21 protein-coding genes, 1 tRNA gene and 1 pseudogene are annotated in these 25,187 nt (G+C 57.4%); 16 read left to right on the top strand and 7 right to left on the bottom strand.

The window, feature by feature from the left end; all coding sequences use genetic code 11:
* Positions 1-30 precede the first annotated feature (30 nt).
* Together UH5x_RS05175 and UH5x_RS05180 are read left to right on the top strand one after the other, a co-directional pair.
* Positions 31-1,494, top strand: a complete 1,464-nt coding sequence (locus UH5x_RS05175) for a sigma-54-dependent transcriptional regulator (protein WP_047813827.1) — start codon at positions 31-33, stop codon at positions 1,492-1,494.
* 164 nt (positions 1,495-1,658) lie between these two features.
* Positions 1,659-2,012 carry an Hpt domain-containing protein gene (locus UH5x_RS05180; protein WP_047813674.1) on the top strand — a complete coding sequence of 118 codons (354 nt, stop codon included), beginning with the start codon at positions 1,659-1,661 and terminating at the stop codon, positions 2,010-2,012.
* Positions 2,013-2,095: 83 nt separating this feature from the next.
* Here the strand turns inward: UH5x_RS05180 and UH5x_RS05185 are convergent, their stop codons facing one another.
* Together UH5x_RS05185 and UH5x_RS05190 are read right to left on the bottom strand one after the other, a co-directional pair.
* Positions 2,096-2,446, bottom strand: coding sequence for a hypothetical protein (locus tag UH5x_RS05185; RefSeq protein WP_482634957.1), 351 nt, complete (start codon positions 2,444-2,446; stop codon positions 2,096-2,098).
* Between the two features lie 51 nt (positions 2,447-2,497).
* On the bottom strand, positions 2,498-2,671 hold the full coding sequence (locus UH5x_RS05190) for a hypothetical protein (RefSeq protein ID WP_173442635.1): 174 nt from the start codon (positions 2,669-2,671) through the stop codon (positions 2,498-2,500).
* Between the two features lie 399 nt (positions 2,672-3,070).
* Between UH5x_RS05190 and UH5x_RS05195 the strand changes: the two genes are divergently transcribed.
* From UH5x_RS05195 to UH5x_RS05230, 8 genes are all read left to right on the top strand, one after another.
* Entirely contained in the window at positions 3,071-3,346 is a 276-nt protein-coding gene (locus UH5x_RS05195) for a hypothetical protein (protein WP_047813676.1), read from the top strand.
* A gap of 81 nt (positions 3,347-3,427) precedes the next feature.
* Positions 3,428-3,607 (top strand): YqaE/Pmp3 family membrane protein, encoded by a 180-nt coding sequence (locus tag UH5x_RS05200; RefSeq protein ID WP_047813677.1) that lies wholly within the window; start codon positions 3,428-3,430, stop codon positions 3,605-3,607.
* Positions 3,608-3,751: 144 nt separating this feature from the next.
* Positions 3,752-4,297, top strand: coding sequence for a DUF421 domain-containing protein (locus tag UH5x_RS05205; protein ID WP_047813678.1), 546 nt, complete (start codon positions 3,752-3,754; stop codon positions 4,295-4,297).
* Between the two features lie 102 nt (positions 4,298-4,399).
* Positions 4,400-5,551 carry an endonuclease/exonuclease/phosphatase family protein gene (locus tag UH5x_RS05210; protein ID WP_047813679.1) on the top strand — a complete coding sequence of 384 codons (1,152 nt, stop codon included), beginning with the start codon at positions 4,400-4,402 and terminating at the stop codon, positions 5,549-5,551.
* Between the two features lie 18 nt (positions 5,552-5,569).
* Positions 5,570-6,343, top strand: a complete 774-nt coding sequence (locus UH5x_RS05215; RefSeq protein ID WP_482634958.1) for a CDP-alcohol phosphatidyltransferase family protein — start codon at positions 5,570-5,572, stop codon at positions 6,341-6,343.
* A 659-nt stretch (positions 6,344-7,002) separates the two neighbouring features.
* Positions 7,003-7,497, top strand: coding sequence for a response regulator (locus tag UH5x_RS05220; RefSeq protein WP_482634959.1), 495 nt, complete (start codon positions 7,003-7,005; stop codon positions 7,495-7,497).
* A gap of 370 nt (positions 7,498-7,867) precedes the next feature.
* Positions 7,868-12,781 carry a chemotaxis protein CheB gene (locus tag UH5x_RS05225; protein WP_482634960.1) on the top strand — a complete coding sequence of 1,638 codons (4,914 nt, stop codon included), beginning with the start codon at positions 7,868-7,870 and terminating at the stop codon, positions 12,779-12,781.
* A 61-nt stretch (positions 12,782-12,842) separates the two neighbouring features.
* Entirely contained in the window at positions 12,843-14,027 is a 1,185-nt protein-coding gene (locus UH5x_RS05230; RefSeq protein ID WP_482634961.1) for an App1 family protein, read from the top strand.
* A 425-nt stretch (positions 14,028-14,452) separates the two neighbouring features.
* On the opposite strand, the gene UH5x_RS05235 is transcribed toward UH5x_RS05230, so the two are convergent.
* Entirely contained in the window at positions 14,453-15,379 is a 927-nt protein-coding gene (locus tag UH5x_RS05235; RefSeq protein ID WP_047813683.1) for a YihY/virulence factor BrkB family protein, read from the bottom strand.
* A 400-nt stretch (positions 15,380-15,779) separates the two neighbouring features.
* Positions 15,780-16,469, bottom strand: coding sequence for an RNA polymerase sigma factor (locus UH5x_RS05240; protein WP_047813684.1), 690 nt, complete (start codon positions 16,467-16,469; stop codon positions 15,780-15,782).
* Between the two features lie 90 nt (positions 16,470-16,559).
* On the opposite strand from UH5x_RS05240, the gene UH5x_RS05245 reads away from it, so the two are divergent.
* The 4 genes from UH5x_RS05245 (at position 16,560) to UH5x_RS05260 (ending at position 20,321) form a co-directional block, all read left to right on the top strand.
* The gene (locus UH5x_RS05245; RefSeq protein ID WP_482634962.1) at positions 16,560-16,913 is read left to right on the top strand and encodes a 4a-hydroxytetrahydrobiopterin dehydratase; all 354 of its coding nucleotides are present in this window, start codon (positions 16,560-16,562) and stop codon (positions 16,911-16,913) included.
* Positions 16,910-17,251 (top strand): hypothetical protein, encoded by a 342-nt coding sequence (locus UH5x_RS05250; protein WP_482634963.1) that lies wholly within the window; start codon positions 16,910-16,912, stop codon positions 17,249-17,251. The genes UH5x_RS05245 and UH5x_RS05250 overlap by 4 nt, the downstream gene beginning before the upstream one ends.
* Positions 17,252-17,395: 144 nt before the next feature.
* Complete coding sequence (locus UH5x_RS05255) at positions 17,396-18,727, top strand: hypothetical protein (RefSeq protein ID WP_047813687.1); 1,332 nt, start codon at positions 17,396-17,398, stop codon at positions 18,725-18,727.
* Between the two features lie 259 nt (positions 18,728-18,986).
* Positions 18,987-20,321 carry a beta-ketoacyl-[acyl-carrier-protein] synthase family protein gene (locus UH5x_RS05260; protein ID WP_482634964.1) on the top strand — a complete coding sequence of 445 codons (1,335 nt, stop codon included), beginning with the start codon at positions 18,987-18,989 and terminating at the stop codon, positions 20,319-20,321.
* Between the two features lie 729 nt (positions 20,322-21,050).
* Here the strand turns inward: UH5x_RS05260 and UH5x_RS05265 are convergent.
* Positions 21,051-21,461: a hypothetical protein gene (locus UH5x_RS05265; protein ID WP_482634965.1), complete on the bottom strand. Its 411-nt coding sequence runs from the start codon at positions 21,459-21,461 to the stop codon at positions 21,051-21,053.
* Positions 21,462-21,534: 73 nt separating this feature from the next.
* A complete protein-coding gene (locus tag UH5x_RS05270) occupies positions 21,535-23,604 on the bottom strand; it encodes a hypothetical protein (RefSeq protein WP_482634966.1) in 2,070 nt (689 codons plus the stop codon).
* 272 nt (positions 23,605-23,876) lie between these two features.
* Between UH5x_RS05270 and UH5x_RS05275 the strand changes: the two genes are divergently transcribed.
* Positions 23,877-23,950: transfer RNA gene (locus tag UH5x_RS05275), tRNA-Arg, on the top strand.
* Positions 23,951-24,229: 279 nt separating this feature from the next.
* Here the strand turns inward: UH5x_RS05275 and UH5x_RS05280 are convergent.
* A pseudogene (locus UH5x_RS05280) lies at positions 24,230-24,958 on the bottom strand (tyrosine-type recombinase/integrase); the annotation flags it as partial.
* Between UH5x_RS05280 and UH5x_RS05285 the strand changes: the two are divergent.
* Positions 24,957-25,103 (top strand): hypothetical protein, encoded by a 147-nt coding sequence (locus UH5x_RS05285; RefSeq protein WP_482634967.1) that lies wholly within the window; start codon positions 24,957-24,959, stop codon positions 25,101-25,103. The pseudogene UH5x_RS05280 and the gene UH5x_RS05285 sit on opposite strands and share 2 nt — an antisense overlap.
* Positions 25,104-25,187 lie beyond the last annotated feature (84 nt).

Raw genomic sequence — 25,187 nt, forward strand, 5'->3', positions numbered from 1 at the left:
TCCGCTCCTCGCTCAAAGTGGTCAAAATCCATGCCCAGCCTTCTTGTCATCGACGATGACCGAACCATCTTGGCGCTCGCCGAGAGAGCGTTGGCTCCCATCGCGGACGTGTCGGTCGCCGCCGATGCCGCAACCGGACTGAACCAAATCCGGGAGGGCAATTTCGATGCGGTGCTCCTGGACATTCAGCTCCCTGACCAAAATGGCCTCGCCGTTTACTGTGAAATTCGCGAGCACGATCGACGCATCCCCGTGATCTTCATGACGGTGGAAGCGGCCAGCAAAACCGCGATCGAAGCGATGCAACTGGGGGCGTTCGACTACATCGCCAAGCCGCTCAACGTCGAGTCGCTTCGTGACCTGGTTGAGAAGGCGATCGAACAGCGGCAAATCAGCAGTGTCCCAGTCGCGATCTCTGCCGATGACGAGGGCGGCGACCAATCCGCCGAATTGTTCATCGGTCGCTCACCGGTCATGCTGGACGTTTTCAAGGCAGTCGGAAAGGTCGCCAAGCAGGACGTTCCCATTCTCGTGCGAGGCGAGAGCGGGACGGGCAAGGAGTTGGTTGCTCGGGCGTTGTTTCAATACAGCCATCGCAGCGACGAAACCTTTCTCGCGGTGAACTGCGCTGCACTCCCAGACAATTTGCTCGAGAGCGAACTGTTCGGCCACGAGAAAGGAGCCTTCACCGGCGCCGAATCGCGGCGGATCGGTAAGTTTGAACAGTGCAACGGCGGAACCCTGTTTCTCGACGAAATCGGAGACATGGCACCGTCGGTTCAAGCCAAGGTTCTTCGCGTGCTGCAGGAACAACGCTTTGAACGCGTCGGTGGCAATAAAGAGCTGACCACCAACGTCCGCATCATTGCCGCTACAAACCGACCACTCGAACAGATGGTGGTGGACGGAGACTATCGAGAGGACCTGCTGTATCGTCTCAACGGGGTCACCATCGAACTGCCGCCACTGAGGGATCGCCTGAGTGACGTGCCCGCGTTGATTCGATTCTTCCTGGCGCAAGCCAAGATAGAATTCAACAAACCTGACCTGGAAGGCCTGTCCCCCGAAGCGGTTGACTTGCTGACAGTTTACGAGTGGCCCGGAAACGTTCGCCAACTTCGCGCCGTCATCCGTCGCTGTGTTCTCGACACAGTGATGCCTGTGATCACACCGGACACCCTGCCGGACGCGATTGCTGGTCCCAGACCAAACGGAAACAAACCCGATGCAAAGTCGGCTGAAACACTCGAAAACCAAGCCCCCGGCAGTCAGCTTCCACAACTGGTGAAGCGACTGTTGAAGGAGAAGTCGACGAATGTGTATGGTGAAGCGATGGAGTACATGGAACGTTTCGTCATCCTGCAGGTCCTGCAAGCGACCGACGGCAATCAAAGCCAGGCCGCTGAAATTCTAGGAATCACCCGTGGGAAACTTCGAGACCGAATCAATTCGTACAACATCGTTCTGAAAAGCGACATCGCGGTTGAGTCCTGAGTTCGTCAATCATTCTTTGCTTCTTTGCCGGTGTCCGGCCGAACATTCAATGCGTTGCTTGTTGATGCACCGCCTGAATGGATACGAATTCAGTTGACACCCACCTCCATTCCATCCCTGTGAAAGGCATTCGTGCCCGATCAGACATCCCCCTCAACCCTCCTATGAACGAAGCCCAACGCGAACGTTTTGCTGCTGCTCTTCAGCGAGTTGCCGGCGACGAAGACATGCTCGTGATGCTCGCCAACATTGCTGCCGAAGACGGGCCTCCGATGCTGAAACAGGTTCACGAATCCGTCGACAATGGCGACTGGAACGAGGCCGCTCGAACGGGACATGCGCTCAAGGGACTGCTGAGCACCTTTGAAGCTGGTTCACCAGTCGATCAACTGCAGCCATTCATTGATGCTGCCAGAAGCGAAGACGCCGCCGCTGCCCAACGGACCCACGCATCGGTGGAACCCAAGCTCGAGCAGCTGATGGTGGAAATTGAGACGCTTGCTCGCGGCGTTGAGTGACGACCGCTCAAAGCCCATCCGGGCAATGGCAAAACAAGCTTTTGACACAAAAAGCTGACGCCGCCTGCGATGCGGTCCTGCGTTCAGGACAAGGATGTGCGGGGTGGCATCGCCGTCCCTGCTGGTGACTCCTCATCCGACGACGCTTGCATTCGGCTGACATCGTCATAAACGGACTGAATCTTCCCAACCACCGCGTCCAGTTCGCCACCACGATGAATCGTGATTTCCGGCCGCTGCTCCTTCGCCCTGTCCTTCAACACGACTGACAGCGGTGGGCTGTTTCGAGAATACCGCTTCCAACCGCTGGTCGACAAATTCTGGCAGAGCGATTCGACGCGGGCATGATTCAGTGTTTGGCTTGGCTCCAGTGCGTCGCAGCACAGCGTCGCCAGCTCAGACAGCACTGCCTCAAGTTCAGGTGAAAGTTTCATCTTGGTCTCCAGGAAGGTTGAGTAGTGTCACACCATCGGGAATCGCGAGCCTCAACTGGAGGCCCACATGATCATCGCAACCACGCCTGATACCACCGCGAGAACAGCCAAGTAGCTGAGTGCAACGAACAAGAAGGGTGCCCCGGGTGATTCCTCACCGAGTGGACGCTCGTTATCAGTAACAGCCTTCTTTGTTTCTTCGAGAATGCCAGTTTCATTGGCCATGATGAAGTTCCTTCGTTTGAGTGCGCCCCAGCGAAGTGACGGGGCCAACAGGCTGAAGAGAAAGCAACGGCCGTGCCACTCAGCGCCGCTTTGCAGCGCCGACGACATTTCGGATCCATTCCCACGCCAGCGATCCAAATGCCGCTCACAGCTGGTTGCGGCCGACAGCGTGATTTTGCACCAACCTGACCGATCCGCTGTCAGTTCAAGCGTTGCCCGGGTGGAAAACAATCGCTTCATGCAGAACAAGAGTCGCTTCGAGCCACAGCAGACGCTCTTCCTAGGCACGACCGCGGTGAGTTGGCACACCCTTTGCCATCTTAGTCATCTCGCGGCACCAACACGATCTCCAGATCAGGCTCATCGCCGCTGCCCTGATCCTCTTAGGAAAGAACCAAAATGAACAAGACATTCTTCATGACGTTGTTGTCAGCTTCCTTGGCACTTGCAACGACCGGTTGCGACGTGGAACAAACTCGCGATGGCGAAATGCCGTCTGTCGATGTCGACGTGCAAGGTGACTCGGGGCAACTCCCTGAATACGACGTCGACGCACCCGACGTCGACATCTCAACCAAAGAAAGCAAAGTCAAAGTGCCCGACGTGGACGTCGACATGAAAGAGAAGACGATCGAAGTTCCTGATGTTGACATCGACCTTCCCGCCGACGAGTGAACCATTGACTGATCGCGTTGACATTCGTCCCACGCGACCAACGTCCCTTTCACTTTTCCTCCCGTTCACCGGAGCGCCAAAATGACAACCATTGCAAAAAACGAAAACACCGTCCTGAAAGTTCTACTCGCGATTCTGCTGCCGCCCTTGGCTGTCTACATGGACAAGGGCGTTGGGACTCAGTTCCTTCTGAACATCGTGCTGACCTTGGTCGGATTTTGGATCATCGGAATCATCCACGCCTTGATTGTCGTGCTCTAATTCCCATCGCCAGGCGTCGGAATCATCCCGATTGAATTGGGCGCTCCGGTATCATCCGCGGCACCCGAGTGCTGCGTTGCAATCGCCGCCCAATTCTTCGTCATCCCGCCTGTTGGACGCCACCTCCGCCTCGGAAAGAACTCGATGTTCGAAAAATGGATTGACATTTCCTCGACTGAGATCGCAGGGATTCTTTTGACAGCGTTCTTTGCGTACGCCGCGGTGATGGTTTACACACGCGTCACGGGCCTACGCAGCTTCTCAAAGATGTCGGCTCCTGATTTTGCGATGACCATCGCGACCGGATCCATCCTGGGTGCAACCATTTCGCAGCCATCTCCCACCTTATTTGCAGGATCGCTGGCGCTGCTGTCCCTGTTCACGCTCCAGTGGGCCGTCGCGTTCTTCCGCCGTCGCTCGAGAAAGTTCAGCGCGTGCATCGACAACCAACCGGTTCTGTTGATGGCAGGCTCCACGATCCTTCACGAAAATCTTCATCGAGCGAATTTGACTGTAAACGATTTGATGGGAAAACTGCGAGAGTCCAACGCCTGCAGCCTCAACGATGTCCAAGCGGTTGTCTTTGAAACCACCGGTGATATTTCTGTCCTGCATTCGAAATCGAACGAACCCATTGATCCGCTCCTGTTGCAGAACGTTTACGATGCACAGCGACTGATCGCTGATTGAACCGCTCACAGCACTCGGCGTGACCGTCGGCCGATCCCCTCCAACATTGCCAGAACACTTCATTTTGCCACGAGTCGCACTCCTCGGACCACGGGACGTCAGATGCTGACCACATTCAACTCAGTCATCTATTTGCTGTTCGCTGTGCTGGCACTTGGCTCGCTTGCGCCATTGAGTTCGCATCCTCACTGGTTCATTCGTGGTTGGGACTACCCTCGCGTTCAAATTGTGTTGATTGCGATTGTCGCCGCCGTCGCATTCTTCGCGGTGAATTCCTTCGGCGCAGAACCTCCTGCCATCAGCTGGAAATCGATCACCGTTCTCGCCGTCGCCATCGCGGCTTGGCACCTGTTTCGTATCGTTCCTTACACCTTTGTTGCGCCAACCCAAGCCACCGCCTGGGATCCGCCCCAATCCAGTGGCGTCTCCGCTGAACAACGTCGATTCCGGATGCTGGTGACCAACGTGGAAATGGAAAATGGCCAGTTCGAACAATGGTCGCGGGTCGTTGAACAGACGGATGCCGACGTGGTCATCGCAGCCGAGATCGACGGGCGATGGACATCGACCCTCGAAAAGTTGAAGCCGATCTTCCCGCATCAAATCATTTACCCGCAGGACAATTGGTATGGGATGGCGATGCTGTCTCGCTTACCAATTCTCGAAAGTGAAATTCGGTTTCGAGTCCAAGACGATGTCCCATCGATCGACGCGATGATTGAGCTTCCCAGCGGCGAAGCCATCCGCGTGATCGGAGTTCATCCACGTCCTCCAGAACCCATCCGCGACAACGACGCGACAGCTCGTGATGCGGAGTTGGTTCTGTGGGGAAAAGAACTGGCGGAAGACGATCGTCCGATCGTGATCGGTGGCGACTTGAACGACGTTGCTTGGTCACCATCCACCCGATTGTTCTTGCGACTGAGCCAACTGCTGGATCCTCGTCGAGGCCGCGGCTTCTACAATTCCTTTCACGCCGATCACGTTTGGATGCGATTCCCGCTCGACCATGTTTTTCACTCCACCCACTTTGCGATCCGCGAACTCAAACGCATGGAGCATGTTGGTTCGGATCACTTTCCGATTCTCATCGACCTGCAATATCAACCCGTGCTGAAAGACGAGCAACGCCCTTTGGAGGAAAAGGCCAGCGATGAGGAAGAGGCCGAAGAAAAGCTGCGTCGAGCCGCGGAGTCAGAGGAGATCAACACGGTCTCGGCCTTCTTTCCCGCCCGAACGCCGTCGATCACCTGAGCCATGCGGATTCCACGAATGGCAAAGTGGATCGCCTACGGCGTGCACGTGTTCACCGCGTCCGGCATCATCCCTGCCGCGTTTGCGATGCACGAGATCACGCAGCCCGACTGTGATCCGCGCTGGGTCTTTGGGTGGCTCTTGTTGACCACCCTCATCGATGCCGTCGATGGTCCGCTTGCACGCCGCTTTCACGTGAAGACGCGAGCTCCGGCAATCGACGGCAGGACGATTGATGATCTGCTGGACTACCTCACCTTCGCGTTCATTCCGTTGATGCTGGCCTGGCGAATGGGTTGGATGCCAGTCGGGTTTGGCTTCACAGTTTCCTTGGCGATGGGAGCCAGCCTGTTCGGATTCGCTCATCGCGAAGCCAAGGACGAGCGTCACGGCTTCTTTCGCGGATTCCCGTCGTACTGGAACATTGCTGTCTTCTACGCAGGAATCATGCACGCTTGGTGGGGCCCTTGGCCCGTCGCCGTGCTGCTCTGGTTGCTGGCTGGGTTGACTGTGGCACCGATCCATTTGATTTACCCCAACCAAGCACCGCGTCGTCATCGGCGTTGGTTGTTGCTGGGGTCCGCGGTCTGGAGCTTGGCCCTGCTCGCGATGCTTCCGTCCTATCCTCAACCGCCCATTTGGCTGGCGTTCCTCTCGCTCGTTTATCCCATCGTGTACGTCGCCATTTCGATCCGCCTCTGGCGTCAACGCCCTCGAGATTTGCCACTGGAATCCACCCAGCAAAGTTCTTTGGCGAGCCAGTCATCTCCACCGGAGAGGTCGTGCAGTTGATCCCCGACACTTACCAGCGTTTTTCCGCGTGCTGCACCTCCCCCGAAACGGAGTTTCGGGCGGAGGTCGAGCGACGCCGTGCAGGGGTATGCGAGGGAGGGTGCCGGGAATGAGATCGCATCGTGAAGTGCCGCTCCACCGCAAAGCTCGCTCAACGCTCGCTTCCCGACCACTCCCGCTGGGGAGGTCGTGCAGTTTTTTGGAGCTGCATTTTGGCGGGTTTTCACTCGGCGCACCTCTCCTGAAACGCAGTTTGGGGAGAGGTCGAGCGACGCCGTTCAGGCGTACGCGAGGGTGAGGGCCGAGCATAGGGAGCGGCGCGGATGGCCCTCCCCCGGTAATCTCGCTCAACGCTCGCTTTCCGACCCCTCCCGCTGCACGGGCGGGGTTCTTAAGGCATTGCAAGCACAGCATTTAAAAACTGCACGACCTCTGGGCGGGCGAGGTTCGCAAGATGTCACGAGCACCGCATTTGAAATCCGCACGACCTCTTCACGGGCGGAGCTCTCGGTGGTGATGCACAGCACTTCGAAATCGCACGACACCGTCAGCGGGAGGGTCTCGGCCAGCGATGTGCTGCCGAATTTGCAATCGTTCGATCCGTTTGGCACATCTTTCGCATCGCCGGTCGCGAGCTTCCCCCACGCCCACGAGTTTATATGCCAACAACATCGCCCGACCAAACGGATCACCCCCGCCGGTGTGTGATCGCGGATGACGTTCGTGTCATCCGAGAGCAATTGGGACACTGGATGCGAGAACTGGGATACTCGGTCGTGCACGCGTCTTGTGGCGCAACGGCGCTGACGGAGTTGCGTCGCGAACCGACCGATCTGGTGATCGCAGACATCGACATGCCCCATGTCAGCGGCCTGCATCTGCTGCAAACCGTTCGATCTGACGCAGACCCGAAGGTTGCCGCCATTCCTGTGATCGTTTCAAGCAGTTTGGAAGATGGTGAAATCCATCGAATGATTGCGATCCTCGGTGGAAACGCCTATTTGAGGAAGCCGGTCTCCAAGGAACAGGTGGTCGGCTGCGTGCGTTTCATCACTCAAAGCAACAACCCAATGCCGCCAGGCGATTGCTCGGCAGCGGCGCATTCCGTCTCGTCACGATTTCGACGGATCGCATCGGAATTCCGCGAGTTCTGACAAACCACGTTGCATCATCCCACACGCGAGGTGCCAATCCATGATCTCGCGTGGTGGAATGTCCATCGCTATGACCGATCTGCCACCAACCCCCTGTCGCGAAGGAGGCATCGCAAACGTACCTCTTTGCAAACGCCAGGTAAGATTGACAACTGCCAGTGCATTCTTACACTGCAATGGCATCCATTTTGCAGCGGTGCCTAGTCGTTCAACGCGGTCGGTTTGCAATCGGATGTCACAATTGGATGGTGATCGCACATCACGCCATCCTGTTGATCACCTGACTCACGGATCTCCGCCAGGTGCCCAACTCGCCATTGAATGAAAGGGCCCTTCGAGACGGCAACCAGTCCCTTTCAAACCATCATCCATGGCTGATACCAACTCTCCCGACGACGCCCCCATCGACTCAGAAACCGGGCGCGTCGACAGCAATCAACCCGTCCGTGCAACTCCGCAGCACGTGGTTGGGATTGGGGCCTCAGCGGGCGGCTTGGAAGCCCTTGAAAAACTGTTCGGGAAGATGCCTGTTGCCACAGGCATGTCCTTCGTCGTCGTTCAGCATTTGTCACCGGACTTCAAGAGCCACATGGATGACTTGCTACGACGAGTCACCAACATTCCGGTGGAGGTGGTCGACAACGGGGTCCAAGTCCAGCCGGACACCATCTATTTGATCCCTGCGAAAAAGGAGATGGTGATCAGCAATGGCAAGCTCCTGCTCACCGACCGAGGGATTGAAAAAGTCCTGACGCACCCCATCGATCAATTCCTAAGGTCACTGGCGCAAGACGTTCGCGAACGTGCCATTGGGATCATCCTTTCCGGGACCGGCAGTGATGGGTCGCGAGGAGTCGTCGAGATCAGCAACAACCATGGCTTGGTTGTGGTTCAAGATCCTGCGACTTGTAAATTTGACTCGATGCCCATGAACGCTCGCAACACGGGTCAGGTCGACCTGGAACTGGCACCGGAGCGGATGGGCGAAGCCTTGCAGCAATATCTGTTCGACGGACAGAAATCGATCACCGATCATCCCTCCAAGATGGAAGAAATCCAACGTTCCGGCTTGGAACGAGTCTTCCAGCTGCTCAAACAAAATCACGGGATTGATTTCAATCACTACAAAGTGGGAACGGTTCACCGCCGTATTCAGCGGCGAATGGACCTGCTTCATCTGGACGACCTCACTCAGTACGTCGCCCATATCAACGAACATGCCGATGAAGTGAATGAGCTGTATCGCGATTTGTTGATCGGCGTCACCAAATTCTTTCGCGATCGGGATGCGTTCGATGCCCTTGAAAATCGAGTCATCCCAGAACTGATCGAGCGTGCTGAAGACACCATCCGCATTTGGGTTTGTGGATGCGCGACCGGAGAGGAGGCCTACTCGATCGCCATGATGATGCGGGAAGGCATCGAGCGGTCGGCCCGAAATCTCGATTTCAAAATGTTTGCGACCGACCCGCATCGTGGATCCCTGCAAACGGCGGCCACCGGTTTCTATTCCGAAGCTCAACTCAACGAAATCTCTCAGGAACGACGCGATCGATTTTTCACTCGCCGAGACAACGGCTATGTGGTCAAGGATTCACTCCGAAGAAGCGTCGTCTTTGCAGCACAAAACGTGATCAACGATCCCCCCTTCACGCAGATGGACTTGGTGTCGTGCCGCAACATGCTGATCTACCTGCAGTCACCGGCACAACGCAAAACGTTGTCCCTGTTTCATTTCGCCTTGAAAGCGAACGGGATTCTGTTCTTGGGCCCTAGCGAAAGCGTCGGCGACATTGGCGATGAATTTGATGCGATCAATTCTCAATGGAAGCTTTTTCGAAAGCGTCGGGACGTTCGCCTGCCCATCGAACTGCGGATGCCGCTGACCAACCAATCGCTCCCAAGGATGACCGCCAGCCCGCCAACAACCGTCGTCGCCCCTTCGACACGACGCGGCGACAACCTGCTCGAGATCTACAACGTTCTGCTGGCCGACAAGATGCCCCCGAGCGTGGTGATCGACACAGACTACCGAATCATTCACACCTTCCCAGGAATGAACCAGTACTTGCGGGTCCCAGATGGAACCCCATCGGACAACGTTCTGCACATGGTCTCCAAGGAATTGCGAGCCTCCATCGGCGCCGCGGTGACCCAGGCCGTCAAGCAGAACAAAGCCGTCCATTACCACGGCATTCCGTCGCCCATCGACGGCCCCAATTGGGTGCTGGACTTGATCGTCCAGCCCTACCAAATCCCCAAATCGGCCGAGACTTGCATCCTTGTCCAATTCAAGTCTTCCGAGATCCAAAGCGTCGTCCGTGAAGCCGCGACGGATTCGACCGGCGAAGATTCTGCCACCGAAACCATGTTGGACTTTTCGTCGGTGGCTCACGCGCGAATTGAGGACCTGGAACAAGAACTCAATTTCAACCGCCAGAACCTTCAGGCCACGATCGAAGAACTCGAAACCTCCAACGAGGAACTCCAAGCGACCAACGAAGAAATGGTCGCCAGCAATGAAGAACTGCAGAGCACCAACGAGGAACTGCAAAGCGTCAACGAAGAGCTTTACAGCGTCAACGCCGAACTTCAAATCCGCGTCAATGAACTGAACGAAGCCAACGCGGACATGGTCAACCTCTTGGCGACCACGCGTGTTGGAGTGGTGTTCTTGGACAGTGAACTTCGCATTCGACGCGTCACCCCCGAAATTTCGCGTTTGTTGTCCATCGAACAGGATGACGCCGGCCGATTGTTCGAGTCGTTCATTCACCCCATTGATGACAAACAATTCCTGGAACGTATTCAAACCGTTCGTGACAACCGCATCGAAATGGAATGGGAGGTCACCTGCCGCGAGTCGTCCTACCTGGTCCGAGCGCTGCCCTACCTTCGCAATCACGAAGCCAGCGGTGTCGTGCTCGCCTTCATTGACGTCAACGTTCTTCGAAAAGCCGAACTGGACGTCCTGAAGTTTAAATTCATGGCGGATGAGAACATCGATGCACTGGTGTTGCTCGACCAAAACGGAAAGATCAGCTACGCCAATCGCAAGATGTGCGAGCAACTGGGGTACGCCCAAGAGGAATTGTCTGGGCAATTGTTCTCCCGTTTCAAATCGGAGATGGACCCGCAAACCTACGACGAACGACTCCAGAAATCGCACGAGAACCGCGGGGACGTCTTTGAATCATGGCACCGCCGAAAGGATGCCACCGAGTTCCCCGTCGAGATTGCATTGACGCCCGTCACCTTGCAGAACAGACCGTGCCTGTTCGCATCGATTCGCGACATTTCACTTCGCAAATCACACGAGGCTCAGATGCGGTTGCTCAGCAAGGCGATTGAATCCGCTGCCAATGGAATTGTGATCACGGATTGCTCGCAAAGCGACCACCCCATCATGTTCGTCAATCAAGGATTCATGGACATGACCGGATTTTCCGAGCAGGAAATCCTGGGGCACAATTGCCGCTTCTTACAAGGCCATGGTACCGATCCTGAAACGATTCAATCGATTCACCGGGCCTTGGATCGCGGTGAGTCTGTCCGAGAGCTGATCAAGAACTATCGCAAAGACGGGGAGCCGTTCTGGAACGACCTGTACATCACTCCGGTGCACAATGAACACGACCAACTGACACATTTTGTTGGCGTTCAAAACGATGTGACCGAACGCATTGAATCGGCCAGACAAACGGAAACCAATGAACGAACGATTCGTCTTTTGATGGATTCAACCGCCGAAGGCATCTTCGGCCTGGACGTCGATGGCACCTGCACCTTCAGCAATGAAAAGGCGGCCCGCATGCTGGGCTACCGTTGCGGCAGCGAAATCATTGGTCTCGAGCTGGCTGACTTGGCAAAGCCTTGTGACGCGGAAGGGCACCCAGTCGAGCGACAGCAATTGCAAATTCTCAGTGCGATCCACAACGGCGAAGCGCTCAATCGCTACGACGAACGCTTCTGCCGCCAAGATGGCGGCAGTTTCCCAGTGGAATATTGGTGTCACCCGATTCACGAGGACGACAAAATCATCGGTGCGGTGGTGACCTTTGTGGACATCGAAGATCGCCTGCGTGTCGAGACCGAGTTGCGGGAAGCCAAACTGGCGGCGGACGCCGCGAACGATGCCAAAAGTCATTTCCTGGCCAACATGAGCCACGAACTCCGCACGCCGCTGTCCGCGATGCTTGGGTTCACAAAAATTCTGCAGGAAGACCCCGACGAAAGCACCATCCAAGAATACTTGGCCACCATCCAACGCAACGGCGACTACTTACTGCGACTGCTCGGGGATGTGCTCGATCTCTCTCGCATCGAAGCCAACAAATTCACCACCGCCAACAACAGTGTTTCTCTGGGCGAACTATTGGGGGACATCTTCGAAACCATGAAGATGCGGACTCAAGACTACGAGAACACACTGCACTTCGATGTCAGCGAACCGCTGCCACAAACCATCACCACCGACTCCGCCCGTTTTCGTCAGATCATGATCAACCTGATCGCCAATGCCATCAAGTTTGCTCCCAAAGGACGCGTTGACGTGATCGTCCGGTCCGAAGGCGACGAGGGTCAGACCTACTTGTTGCTGAAGGTGGTCGACAACGGCATCGGCATTGCCGACGAAAAACTGCGAACGCTGTTTCAACCCTTCGTGCAAGCCGATGCGACGATTTCCAATCGTTTCGGTGGCACCGGACTGGGGCTCAGCATCACCAAACGCCTCGTCAACGCGCTGGGCGGGACGATCCAGGTCAACAGCACCGAAGGGGAGGGCAGCGAGTTCGCCATCCGATTGCCGGTGGATCCAATCGGTCCCATGAGCCACCTGACGATCCAATTGAGCGATGAAAAGGACAACGACAACCTGAAGACGACGATTGACCAAGACATCCAACTCAACTCGCGAATCTTGATCGCCGACGACATGCGAGACGTTCGATTCGTGGCCCAGCACTTCCTCAAGAAGGCGGGCTGTGAAGTCGAGGTCGCCGAAAACGGACGGCAAGCCGTGGACATGATTGTCGCGGCGATCGCCAACGGTTCACCATTCGAGCTTTGTTTGATGGACATGCAAATGCCCGAACTGGATGGACTGGGCGCAGTCCGAGAACTTCGTAACCGAGGGATCGAAATGCCGGTGATCGCACTGACCGCTGACGCGATGAAAGGCACCCGCCGGCGACTGATCAGCGAGGGCTTTGACGAATACCTGAGCAAGCCGTTGAAAGTGAACCGATTGCTTCGAATCGCCAAGGGATTGCTGGACGGCTGAGCGTGGCGCCGGATTTGCTGCCTTGGAGAGCTTTCAACCACTCCGTCCTCACCACGCATTCATGCCCCGATCAGCTCCACCTCCAATCCATGACTTACTTCGCCACTGGCTGACCCGCACCGCAGCGATGGCGGACGATGTGGCGGACTCAGCCATCCGCCGTATCCGCCACCGCTGGGGACAAGGCGTCACCCCACAAATCCAGGCCTACACCGGTTTCGCGACCGCCGAAACCATCCATCTTCGCGGACGAATTCTCGCCAACCCACCCCTGAACCCGGACTTTCACAACGACCGGTGGTGGCAAAACCTGAAGCATTCCTGGCGTCGATTCGCGAGCGATGAAGTTCCCGGCGTCAGGCTGGAAGGTTTCTTCGCGGGCTCCACCAGTCGCACCATCAGCGATTCGGAAGGCTACTTCCAACTCGATCTGCCACGAAAGGATTGCGAGACCACGTCCGAATTCTGGTCGCTGGCGCATCTTGCAATTGTGGATGACGAACGCATCTCGCCCTTTGATTCACTCACCACCTGCGACGTCCTTCAAACTCCGGTCGAGGCCAAGTACGCCGTCGTCAGCGATGTCGACGACACCATCCTTCGAACCGGAGCCACGGACATCGCCACGATGGCCAAGCTGACATTTTTCGGAAACGCGCGAACGCGTGCTCCGTTGGAAGGGGTCGCCTCTCTCTACGAGTGGATGCAACATGACGGGACCCCATTTGGACCGCCTTTGAACCCCATCTTTTACGTCTCGTCATCGCCATGGAACCTGTCCGATCTGCTGGAAGATTTTCTTCAGAACAATGCGATCCCCCAAGGCCCCCTGTTCCTCCGCGACCTCGGGATTGATGAGGACAAATTCATCAAGCAAGGTCATGATCGCAAGCTCGAACAAACGCGTTTCTTGATGAACGCCTTCCCCGATCTCCCATTCGTGTTGGTCGGGGATTCAGGCCAAGAGGATGCACGCCTGTACGCGACCGCGGCGGCCGAGTTTGGCGACCGCATCCAGGCCATTTTCATTCGCGACATCGATCCGGGTGCGTTCAGCAACCATGATGAAACAGTCGATCGCTTCGCCAGACAAAGCCTCGCATCAGGCGTCCCGATGCACCTGGTGAAAGACAGCATCGAGGTCAGCGTCATCGCGGAACGCCTCGGCCTGCTGTCCAAGGCAGCGCTGCCTGCCATCGCAGCGGCAACCGAGCGCGATCAAAATCGCAAAGACGGACTGCTTTGAACAGGCGTGCGGGAGCTTTCGGGAATGTGAGCCGTTTGGCGAACGCCACGATTCCGACGCACAAGCGTGGCGAAGCATCGCGTGATGCACAACGGGCGAATTCTCCGTGGACAATTCAACCAGGTCTCGATTGCCCACCAGTAAAAACGATATCCCGTGAAGGATCTTAGACCGCATCCGTAGGTCGCGTAGCACACCTGCGGATCGAGGGAAGGCACCGTCGCGTTTCGCCTCCGAAGCGGCGTCACAGAATTCAACCTGGCCGATGCACGACCACCGTCGGGGGCGGCCGGGGAGTCCTTCCACGCGTCTCCGGCGGTGTTGGCTCCGATCGACCGCCGGCTACTTACTACACCGACTCCGGCAAGAGAACGGCAAACTCTGTGAACGGCAAACTCATCGATCGAAAGATTCATCGATCGGAATCACGCCGGGCTGCGATCGCCCTCACGTTTGATTTGCTCCACCACGCGAACCGCCTTGGATTCAGGTTGGATGCCATCTCCATAGCGAACCGCATAGACCTGCGTGGCCTCTGCCCCCAGCAACACAATCATTGCGGTGTAGTAGACCCAAACCAACAACACGGCCAGCGACGCTGCCGCGGCCCCGAGTTGGGCCCCCGGTTCACTCATCGAGAAATACAGTTGCATCGCGTACCGCCCAATCAAGAACAGAAGGGTCGTGAGTGCCGCGCCGACCGCCACATCACGCCACTTGGTGACCGCGTCCGGCATGAATTTAAAAATGGACGCAAAAATCACGAACACCACCACCGCCTGCACTCCAAAATTCGCGAGGTGCGCCACCGTTTCGGACATCCCGATCCAGCTGCCGACCTGGTCCCCCAAAGCAGTCAAAACCGAAGATACAACCAGCGAAACCAGCATCAAAAAACCCAGCCCCAGGATCATTCCAAAGGACAAGAATCGCTTGGCGAGCATGTCCTTGATGCCACTGGTTTCTGGATCCGGTTTGACCTCCCAAACCTGGTTCAGCGCCCCCTGCAATGCCGAGACGACTCCCGTTGCCCCCACCAAAATCCCAGCAAAACTGAGCAGGGTTTTCCACCACTTCCCTGAGGCTTGCTCGTGGTTGTTCATGATCGTTTCAATCTGGTCCACCGCTGCGGGATTGCCGATCATCTGCGAGGCTTGTGATTGCAAAATGCCTTGAGCCTTGTCGGTCGCCTGTTCGCTGTCGTACATCACCGACAGACCAAACGTCAGCAGGGTCAACATCAGATACAACAGCGGTGGCAGAGCAAACGCGGTGTAGTACGCCAAAGCCGCCGCCAACGTGCTGCAGCGATCCTTTGAAAATTCCGAAAACGTCTGCTTGAGAAAACCCACAACTCCACCGCTTGATTGAAAGGAACACAACTGTGTGCTTTCCTCTCATGAGCAATCGATGTGCCGATTGGCTGCTAAGCAGGTAGGCAGGTGTCATCGGGTATGTGAGCCGCTTGGCGTTAGCCACGGTTCCCACGCACAACCGGGGCTAACGCTGGGCTGTTCAATCTTTGGTGTTGACACAGCGTTTTCGTGGACAGTTTCTTTCCTGGCACCTCTCCCCCGACGAAGCTGAGGGAGAGGTGTCTTGTCGATGCGAGACAGAAACTTGCGCACACCAGAAACGCTGCAACCCCAAAGATTGAACAGCCCAGGCGAACGCCAAAACGGCTCACTCATTTAGACCCAACCATTCCTGCGTACCTGCTTAGACGAATCGGTTGCCGATCCGTACCGACGCTCAAGCGTTCTCGCGAAGTTCTGGAAACACGTCCAGGTCCAAATCTTTTCGTTTGATGACGGCCGCAATCCGGGTCAGAAAATCGCTTTTCAAGTTCGCGACCTGTTGCTGCGTCAAATGCAGCTTTTCCGCCACTTCGCGATTGCCTCGTCCCAGCACAAACAACAGCTCAATCGCTTTGAGCTTTTCAAAGTTGCCACGTGATTGCCAATTCACAATTTGCTCTTGGACGACTTCTCTCACCAGGTGCTGCTCCAGTTCGCGACGCTCCGCGCTTCTACAAATCGAACTCGCCAAACGAACTCCGCTGGCTTCCACGTTGTCACCACTGCCCGATCCTGATGAACTGCCTCGCCCCAGCAACGGCAACTCCGGACGGCGACCGCTCTGCCGCAAATGATCAGTCAACTTGTAACTGCAAATCGAGAACAGATAGCTCTCCAGCTTTCGCCGCGAATCGTAGTTGGGCAATGAAACCAGAAACCCAACAAACGTTTCTTGTACCACATCTTCGCTGGTCGCCATGTCCCCCAGGCGCCGGCGAGCAAACGCCAACAGGCGCCCCTCATACCGGTCGATTAATTGTTGCCACGCCTGCTGGTCCCCCTCACGAATCGAACCGATCAGCCGAATTTCCTCTTCGCGGTCGGGATCGTTGTCGGCGGACGGGGAATCAGCAGATGCATTCATGACCACAGGTTAACGGCAATTCGCAAATGCGTCGATCAACCCAACTTTTGCACCTACGAAACACATTCCCTGAAATGTAAAATCGGGCCCATGAATGAATCCACCTCCACACCCGACTGGAAAGATCGTCATTGCGTGCCCTGCGAGGGCGGGATCGATCGTGTCTCTGCCGAATCCGCTCATCGATACTTGACCGATCTGCCGGACTGGTCGCTGGAAAATGACGGGCTGCAAATCGCCCGCCAACTCAACACCGGGGACTTTCGCACGGCGGTTCGGCACCTCAATGCCATTGCGGACTTGGCCGAATCAGAACAACACCACCCGGACCTGCATTTGACTGGGTATCGCCACCTGCGCGTGGTCCTGACCACACATGCCATCGGTGGACTCAGTGAAAACGAATTTGTCATGGCGGCTCGCATCGACCAAATCCTCTCATGATTGTGTCCCACGACCGCGCCCTGGCGCTGCTGGACGAGTGCAACGGCGATGATCTCTGGAGCATCGCACACTGCCAACTCCGCCGGGTCCCCCAAGCCTGGATCGACGAGCTGGCCGATGCCTTCGAAACCAGCTACCGCTTTCGCGATCAAACGATCTCCGTCCCCGATCCCGAATCCGGGCGCCGTGTCGTCAACCAATATCACGGGGTTCGCGACGTCGACCTGGCGATCAAACTCGGGCAACAACTGGGCGTCCAAGTGGACTCGATTCGAGCGATTTCACTGACTCGCCAAGCCCTCGTGCGGAACATCAAAGAGGCGGTGTTCGAGGGCTGAATCCGTCTGTCGCAAGACTTTTCCTGCCCATCACGCAATTCTTTCGGACTTGTTGCCCACCTCCCGATTGCTGTATAGGCATGTTCGCAAGCGGTCCCATGGGCCGCACACGAACAATGCCCGTCTTTTCAATTGCGACCCGCCATGGCTCAAGCAACCCTCCCGGGAACTCTCCCTTTCTACCTTCGCTCGCGAATCGTTCGCGGACTCGCCTCCGCCTGCCTGTTCGCTGTCGGTTCCGCCGCGCTCAGCGATCACGTTCACGCTCAAGGTGGTTTCGCTCTCCCGTCCAATTCGGTGGCTCGAGGACCTTCGACCTCAGAAGCACAGGCTGCCCCGCAAGGCTTCACGCCGCGAGCCGCGGGACCAACCGCAGCCAACACGCCTCCTAGCCTGCAAACTCCCCCCCAAACAACCGCCAATCGCAACGCATTGCCAGCGGGCGCCTCCGGTGGGCAACTCTCCCAAGGCGGCCAACTGCCTCGCGAAGCCGGCCAAGAACACCGGGTTTACGACCTCAGCCCCTACACCGGCTACCTGACCAAACACGACCGGCCTCACCAAGCCGTTGTTGACTGGATCGTTCGAGAAACTGGAACCGACGTCTGGCACACCGAACCGTTTGGTTTCATGAGTGCCGACCGAGACCAACTGAACGTCTACCACACCAACGAAATGCACCAAGTCATCGGCGGCATCGTCGAGCGCTTCGTGGCGGGCGACAAAGAACCGCAAGTCATGAACCTGCGACTGATGACGGTTGGCAACCCCAACTGGCGCAGCAACGCTCACATGCTGATGCAACACGTCAATGTGCAATCCCCTGGCCTGCAAGCCTGGTTGCTGACCAAAGAAAACGCTGCCTTGGTCATGAACATGCTTCGCTCTCGAACGGATGTTCGCGAAGTCCAAGCCGTCGATTTGATCACCAACAACGGTCAAACCGAAAAACTCGCCAGCACACGCGGACGCAACTACGTCCTGAATGTCAAACCATCGCCCGCCAACTGGCCACCGTACGAACCCGAGACCGGCGAGATCCAAGAAGGATTTCAAATCGAAGTCAGCCCGCTGCTCAGCGTCGACGGACGCACGCTGGACTGCGTGATCAACGCCAACATCGATCAAGTCGACAAGTTCGTGCCCGTTGAGCTCGACCTGCCGCTTCCCAACAACCAGGTCCACCGGACGAAAATCGAAGTCCCTCAACTGGTCAGCTGGCGTTTGCACGAACGTTTCCGTTGGCCATCGGACATGGTCCTGCTGCTTTCCTGCGGTGTTGTGGCCAGCCCCGAACGCCCGCAATCCAGCGTGCCACTGTTCAATTTCAGCTCGATCACGGGAACCACCGCCGGCCGATCTGACGCATTGATGTTTGTCGAATTTCGCGGGCGTGCCTCCGACAACCTGACCACCACGCCTCTGGTGCCACAAATCGGATCTCGCGTTTCAGCTCCCAATCGCGGCCGCTATTGATTCGCCTGCAATCGCATCTCCCTCGCCCCGGCATTCGTCGACACGACACCCCTCGTCCGGGGAAACAACCATCTCACCAGCCCACTCTCACCCGCGTTTTACGGGTCCGCAGTGGGCTCTGACGTTCCCGGTCACAGTCCGGCTCCCGCTTCGCGAGCGGATTTGCTATCTTCGCCGGCCCTCCAAGTCCACCTTTCCTGCTTCGTTTCCATCCGGTCAGACGTGACTGGGTACGAACCAATCCCGTTAGCCATCGTCCATGCCAGCTACCTCCGCCCAACGCGTCGTGATCACCGGCATCGGCGTGATCAGTCCGCTCGGTAACACTCCCGAAGATCTGCTCAACGGTTTGCGAGAAGGCCAGAGCGGCATCGCTCCGTTCACCCAGATCCCAACCGATGCCTTGCCCATCAGCAACGGCGCCGAAGCCAGTGCCTTCACGGGCCACATCAGCGATTACGGGCCGCTGGAAAAAACGCTCCAACGAACGATTCGCAAAGGCAGCAAAGTGATGTGCCGCGAAATCGAAATGGGCGTCGCGGCAGCCCAGCTGGCACTGCATCACGGCGGCCACAACCCCGACGACTTCAATCGCGATCGCACCGGTGTCGTCTACGGCTGCGACTACATCATGTCCTTGCCCGAAGAATACGCCGAAGGAATCGCAGCCTGCACGACCGATGGCGAATTCGACTTCACCAAATGGGGCGATCTGGGCCTGCCCAAAGTCAACCCGCTGTGGTTGCTGAAGTACCTGCCCAACATGCCCGCCTCGCACATCGCGATCTACAACGACCTTCGCGGCCCCAACAACTCGATCACGCTTCGCGAAGCGTCGGCTGGTGCAGCTTTGTCGGAAGCCGTCTCCACCATCTCACGTGGCCACGCCGACGCCTTGGTCGTGGGAGCCACCGGGTCTCGCGTTCACACACTGCGAACGCTGCACGCGTCCATGCAAGAGAAATTGGCCGCGGACACGGAAGACCCCAGCCGCATGTCACGCCCGTTCGACACCAGCCGTGACGGCAGCGTCGTCGGCGAAGGCGCTGGCGCATTCCTGTGTGAATCGTTGGAACACGCTGAAAAACGTGGTGCGACCATCTACGGCGAAGTCATCGCTTGCAGCTCCAGCGCCGTTGGCCCTGCCGCAGGCGACCAACCGATGCGAAAAGGATTTGCCAACGTGCTTCGCGGAGTCCTCCAAGCCGGCCGCCAGAACGGGTTCGCACCTGCGGAAGGCAAAGTTGACGTGGGACACATCCACGCTCACGGACTCTCCGATGTCGACACCGACATCTGCGAAGCAGGTGCGATCGCCGACGTGTTTGGATTCCCCGGCGATCAACCGCCGGTGACCACCGCCAAAGGCCACCTCGGCAACATCGGTGCCGGCAGCGGCATGGTCGAAATGATCGCCAGCCTGCAAAGCCTCGGCAGCGAGCTGTTCCCAATCCGCAACCTGAACGAACTCGACCCCAACTGCCTGATCGCAGCGGTCACGTCCAACGACCAACCCGCCGGGACCAACTTCATCAACCTCAACATCACGCCGCAGGGACAAACCTCCGCGGTCTGGATCTCAAAACCGCGCTAGAGCTTCTAGCTTCTAGCTTCTAGCAGGCTGTCAGGACTTGTTTTTAAGGTAGTGGACGAGGCCACGAGTCCTGAGCTGGCGTCAAATCCAAGGACTCGTGGCCTCGTCCACTACGGTCAACCCTCACTGTTAGCTTCTAGCTCGTGCTCGTGCTCGCCGTACGATGGCCTTCCAAGGCCGTCGAAATGCCCCCCGAAGCGTCAAGCCTTATCGATTGAGTCATCAACGCAAGTAGGATGGGCACTCTTGCCTTTTTATACCCCACATCTCGAAACACCAAAGATTAGTGTCCGATCAGAGTGGATTAGTGTTCCGCCAGAGCGGCCAAGGGAACACTCATCTCCGCTGATCGAACACGAAGCAGGTCGGCAGGAATGATCAAGCACAATCATGTGAGCCGTTTGGGCGTTAGCCCCGGTTGTGCGTGAAAACCGTGGCTAACGCCAACGGCTCACATACCCGATGACACCTGCGTACCTGCTTAATGGTTCTTGGGCAAGGGATGTTTGGCTTCAAAACGCCTGTATTTACAACGCAAACGGCTCCCAGAAGATGTGGGGTACAAAAAGGCACTCTTGCCCGTCAGAGTTGTGGAGGTCGGCCAAGAGTGGCCAACTCACCGCAAAATCAACAAGCCGGTCAGCGAAGGTCGAGCGGAACTGCCCCCCGCCTCGCTGACGCGTCGGGTCACCATGAACGCTCTCCCGAAAGCCAGCTCTGCCCCTTGGTCTACGACGCCGTGTTCTCGCGCCAAAACGTCGCGTAAACGACCAACGCGATTGCCGCTGCCATCGCGAACCCTGCCCAGCCATGCAGTTCAACCAGGTCGTGCATCACATCGGTCGACGCGATGGGCAACATGCAGACGAACATCGTGGCGATGGTTGCCACGCCAAAGATCAACAGCGTCCGAAACGCCCCCATCTCAAACGCCGATTCGGAGGCGGGTTGTCGCCGCATCCACAAACGCGTGATCGCATAAACAGGCAGCAACACGACCACGGCTCCACTGGCCATCATGTGGAACCGCAACGTTGCACCACCAAGGTGGCCGCCCCACAAAGTTGGCAGCGCGGTCGCTACCAACGCCGCCGTGGCAATCACCAGAACCAGCAGCGACACGTTTCGAATCAGAGACAACAAAGCAAACGACTCCGGATTTCAACCAAGCAAATTTCAAATCAGAACAACAACCACCACACGCTCCCAGCACCTATTCCGTGCGGGAACGAATCGCCGGAATCCAGCTCCCCAAAATCGCCAGCAACAACACGATCAGCGACGTCGCCGTCAAAACCTTGAACATCGCACGACCGCCAAACAATTGGTTCCATTCCAATCGCGTCGCTTCATCCAGTCCTTGGATGCTGGCCATGCTGATCGGCTCCGCGGTCACCGGAGCGGGCCCCTTGGGTGTCACCGTGGATGTGAACACCACCCCATCGTCTGAGTGACATTCCAAACAACCGGTCGCACCCAAGGCCCAACCCGCAGGCCGAACGTTGTGAGCCATCGGCCACTGAACCATCCCCACCGCGTCTTGGTTCTCCACCTCCACCTCGGCCAGCGAACCGTCCTCTTCGCCGCGAACGAAAACCAATCCGGTCGACACATACACCGCTTGCCCGACGTCCATCGTTTTCTCGATCGCCGCCAGTGCTTCAGCAACTTTCTCGTCAAAGACTTCGCGGCCTTCCTCCGACAACTCGGCGATGAAGTCCTTGCGCACTCGAAGCGCCCGACGCGTGTTGGTGTAAACCTCCTCCGGCGGAAGCGGCATCACCTTTCCATCGACCAACTTCCCCCAGTACGCAGGCCACATCGCACGGTGTGGCGTGACCAATCCCGTGTCAGCGGCCTTGGCGAACACGGGCCCTTGAATCGAGGGCAGTTCCGATCCGCTGCGATGCCCCTTCTCGCCCAACCCGTGAGCCAGCGAAGTCATCAAGCCCGCGACGGCTTCGCCTGGGATCGGACCGCTGTGGCACGCCGTGCAGCTCAGTTTTTCAAAGTGGACTGGCGGCAATCCTTCGTGCTTGGGAAACGGCGAACCAAGCCGGCCTGCCCGGAAGGCAACTTCCGTCAGCGACAGTGGATCGCCGTCTTCGCTGTGTTCATCCGACACGCCCAAGTGGCAACCACGGCAACTCAACGTCGTCGCGGAAATCCCGGCGGGATGCTGTTCCCCTTCAAAACCACGAACGGTTTGGTGATCGATGCCATTGCGATGGCAATCGACACAGTTCATCCCCGCCCGCAGGTGAACGTCTTGATCATGGTTCCAGCGAGCGTCGATGCCGGCGTCGGAAACCGTTCGCTGGCTGTGGCACTGATAGCAGGAGTTGCTCTCGGGCATGCGGACCAAGTCGAAGAACACCGTCCCGTCGATCCCAAACCGGCGATCGTCGTACTGGACCTTGGGAAGCTTGGCTTGCACCTTCTCGTCTTCCAGATCGACGCCGGCCTTCATGCGCGACACCGATCCCGTCACCTCACCGATTCGCAAGGCGGCGGTGGGCGCCCAAGCAAAGTTTTCCGCTTCGATCGTTTCACGCCTTCGTTCGAAGTCATACGCGCCGGACTTGGCGTGACAAGCCATGCAGTCAATCTCCAGCGATCCGGTCAGCGGCCACCGAGTCGGCTCGGCGCCTTCCGCGTCGAGTGCTTTTGCTTTCGGGTCCCAGTCCGCTGCCAGGCCTCCGCCAGGAATGCGAGCCCCAAACTGCTGTGTCATTTCATGCGTTGTGATCCCAATCTCAGTCGGACTGAAGCGCCCTGCCCAATCGCGATAGGAAAGTGGCAACTGCGTTCCAGTCCGCGCGTCCGTCCAGATCCACGGCTCACCCGGACGCCCGTCCGAAGTCACCAGATCGGTCGTTGACTCAACCGAGTCCCCCTGCCCGTCCGCATCCGCCGGTGCCGCCCCCTCCGGCTCAGCGGTCGTGTCGTCTTCTCCAGCATCGCCAGCGACATTTTGTTTCTGGCGTTGGCGTTCCACTTCACTGGCGAAGGCGTTGAAGTGCCAACCGTGAGCGATCGTCTCGAAGTCGTGGCAGCGACCGCAGGTTTTTTCGACCGAATACGGCTCAGTGGAATCCGACGAGATCTTGCGATTGTTCCGGTCGTAGAGATCGATGTGGTGCAAGAACCGCTTGTCACTGTCGCTGTGCGCGTACTTGCTCGTCCCCGCCGCCTCGACCGATGGCGCAAGCGATGCGACCGTCGCCAACGCAACGAACGCCCAAGCCCCAACACGCAGGCAACCGCGATTCAATCGACTCACATTCAACCCCAAACAAAATCGCGTGAAAAAGCCCCACGCACGGAACAACACAACTTGGGCGAACCCACCCCCGCGGTCGCAGAAACTGCGACGGCAAACACCGCGGACAACAAAATGCGACACCCAGAGAACGTGGGCGAGCCCGGCACACCGAGCCCGAGAAGATAGCAAATGAAAGTCGATCTGTCCGGCTTGCCACCGCCGACAAATCTCGGCATACTGTCGCACGTCGAGGCAGCCAGCACTGATTGGCCACCCGACATCTTTCCAACGCATCCGTAGCTCAATTGGATAGAGCATCGGTCTTCGGAACCGAGGGTTGGGGGTTCGAATCCCTCCGGGTGTATTGATCGGGTAATCCTGATCCATCAGCAGTCGTCAAACACGCGGTTTTTCTGCCTGTTTCGACACTCTTGCCAGCTCCTGATGACTCCTGCGTAGCTCCTGATGTGCCCACGCCGGTGCCCACGAGCGACTTCGTGGGCACAATCGATGGCTCCGGTTCGCCGGCGATGGCCTCGAGAAAGTCATCCTCGGTGACGCTCAGGTAGTGCGTTTCGGCGATGGCTCCCGAGTGCCCGAACCAATCGTTCAAGACATGGTTTGCATGTTTGCCGGATCGCTCAAGCTCTGTTCGCCTGCTGGCTCGCAGTGCCATGAATGGCTTCGGGTAGACCTCGATCCCGGCCCGCTCCACGATTTTGTTGTACGTGGTCCGCAGGTTGCCTTCGCTGCATCGGTATCGTTGGATGACGTAGGAATCAGCGGCACACTCCAATCCTGGCCCCACAAGTGAGAACAGAGCATCCAGCTCAGCCCTGACTTCGCGGAACAGCGGCACGATCCGCATTCCCTTCCCGTATCGCTCTGTCTTGGGCGCCGTAACCTTGAAGCGGCCACGGTCCCAATTGATGTCCGTCCACCGCAACCGCAGGACTTCGCTCGGGCAACGCAACCCCGCGAAACGGCATAGCCCAAAGATCACTCGCCATTCCTGATCAGGGCAAGCCTCCATGATTGCGGACGCTTGATCACCGGTGATAAACCGGTTTTTGCTCGTGTCGCTTCTTAGATCAATCTTCACCCCAACGAACGGGTTCGACTCGATCAAGTTGTCATCAACTGCCTGTCGCATCATTTGACGACAGCGTTTCACGTTCTGGCCCGCAGTGTTCGGCGACAACTTCGGCCCCTTTCGGTCATCAATCATCCACCGTTGCCAGCGCTCAACATCTCCCTTCACCAAGCTGCCAAGCGGCGCATCCTTTTTCAGGTAAGCCTCAAGGTGGTCCACCGCCTGCCGGTAGTTCTCGGGCTTCTTCCAATCAGTCCGGCTCTTGATGTAGGCACGCATGAACGCCAACACGGTTCGCGGTAACTCGGCACGCTTGCGAGCCTCTACCAAAGACAAAGCCGCCAACTTGTCGTGGATGTCCATCGGAAGCGTTTCCAGCCAATCTGCCGTCGATGACGCGGGCGGTCGATTCCTCCTCTTTTGACCAATCAAGTGTTCAACATGTTCCTTCGCATCCCGTGCCCCAGCCTCATCCACATTCCCCAGCCCAAGACGCTGACGCTTCTTA

Source organism: Rhodopirellula sp. UH5 (assembly GCF_056839225.1).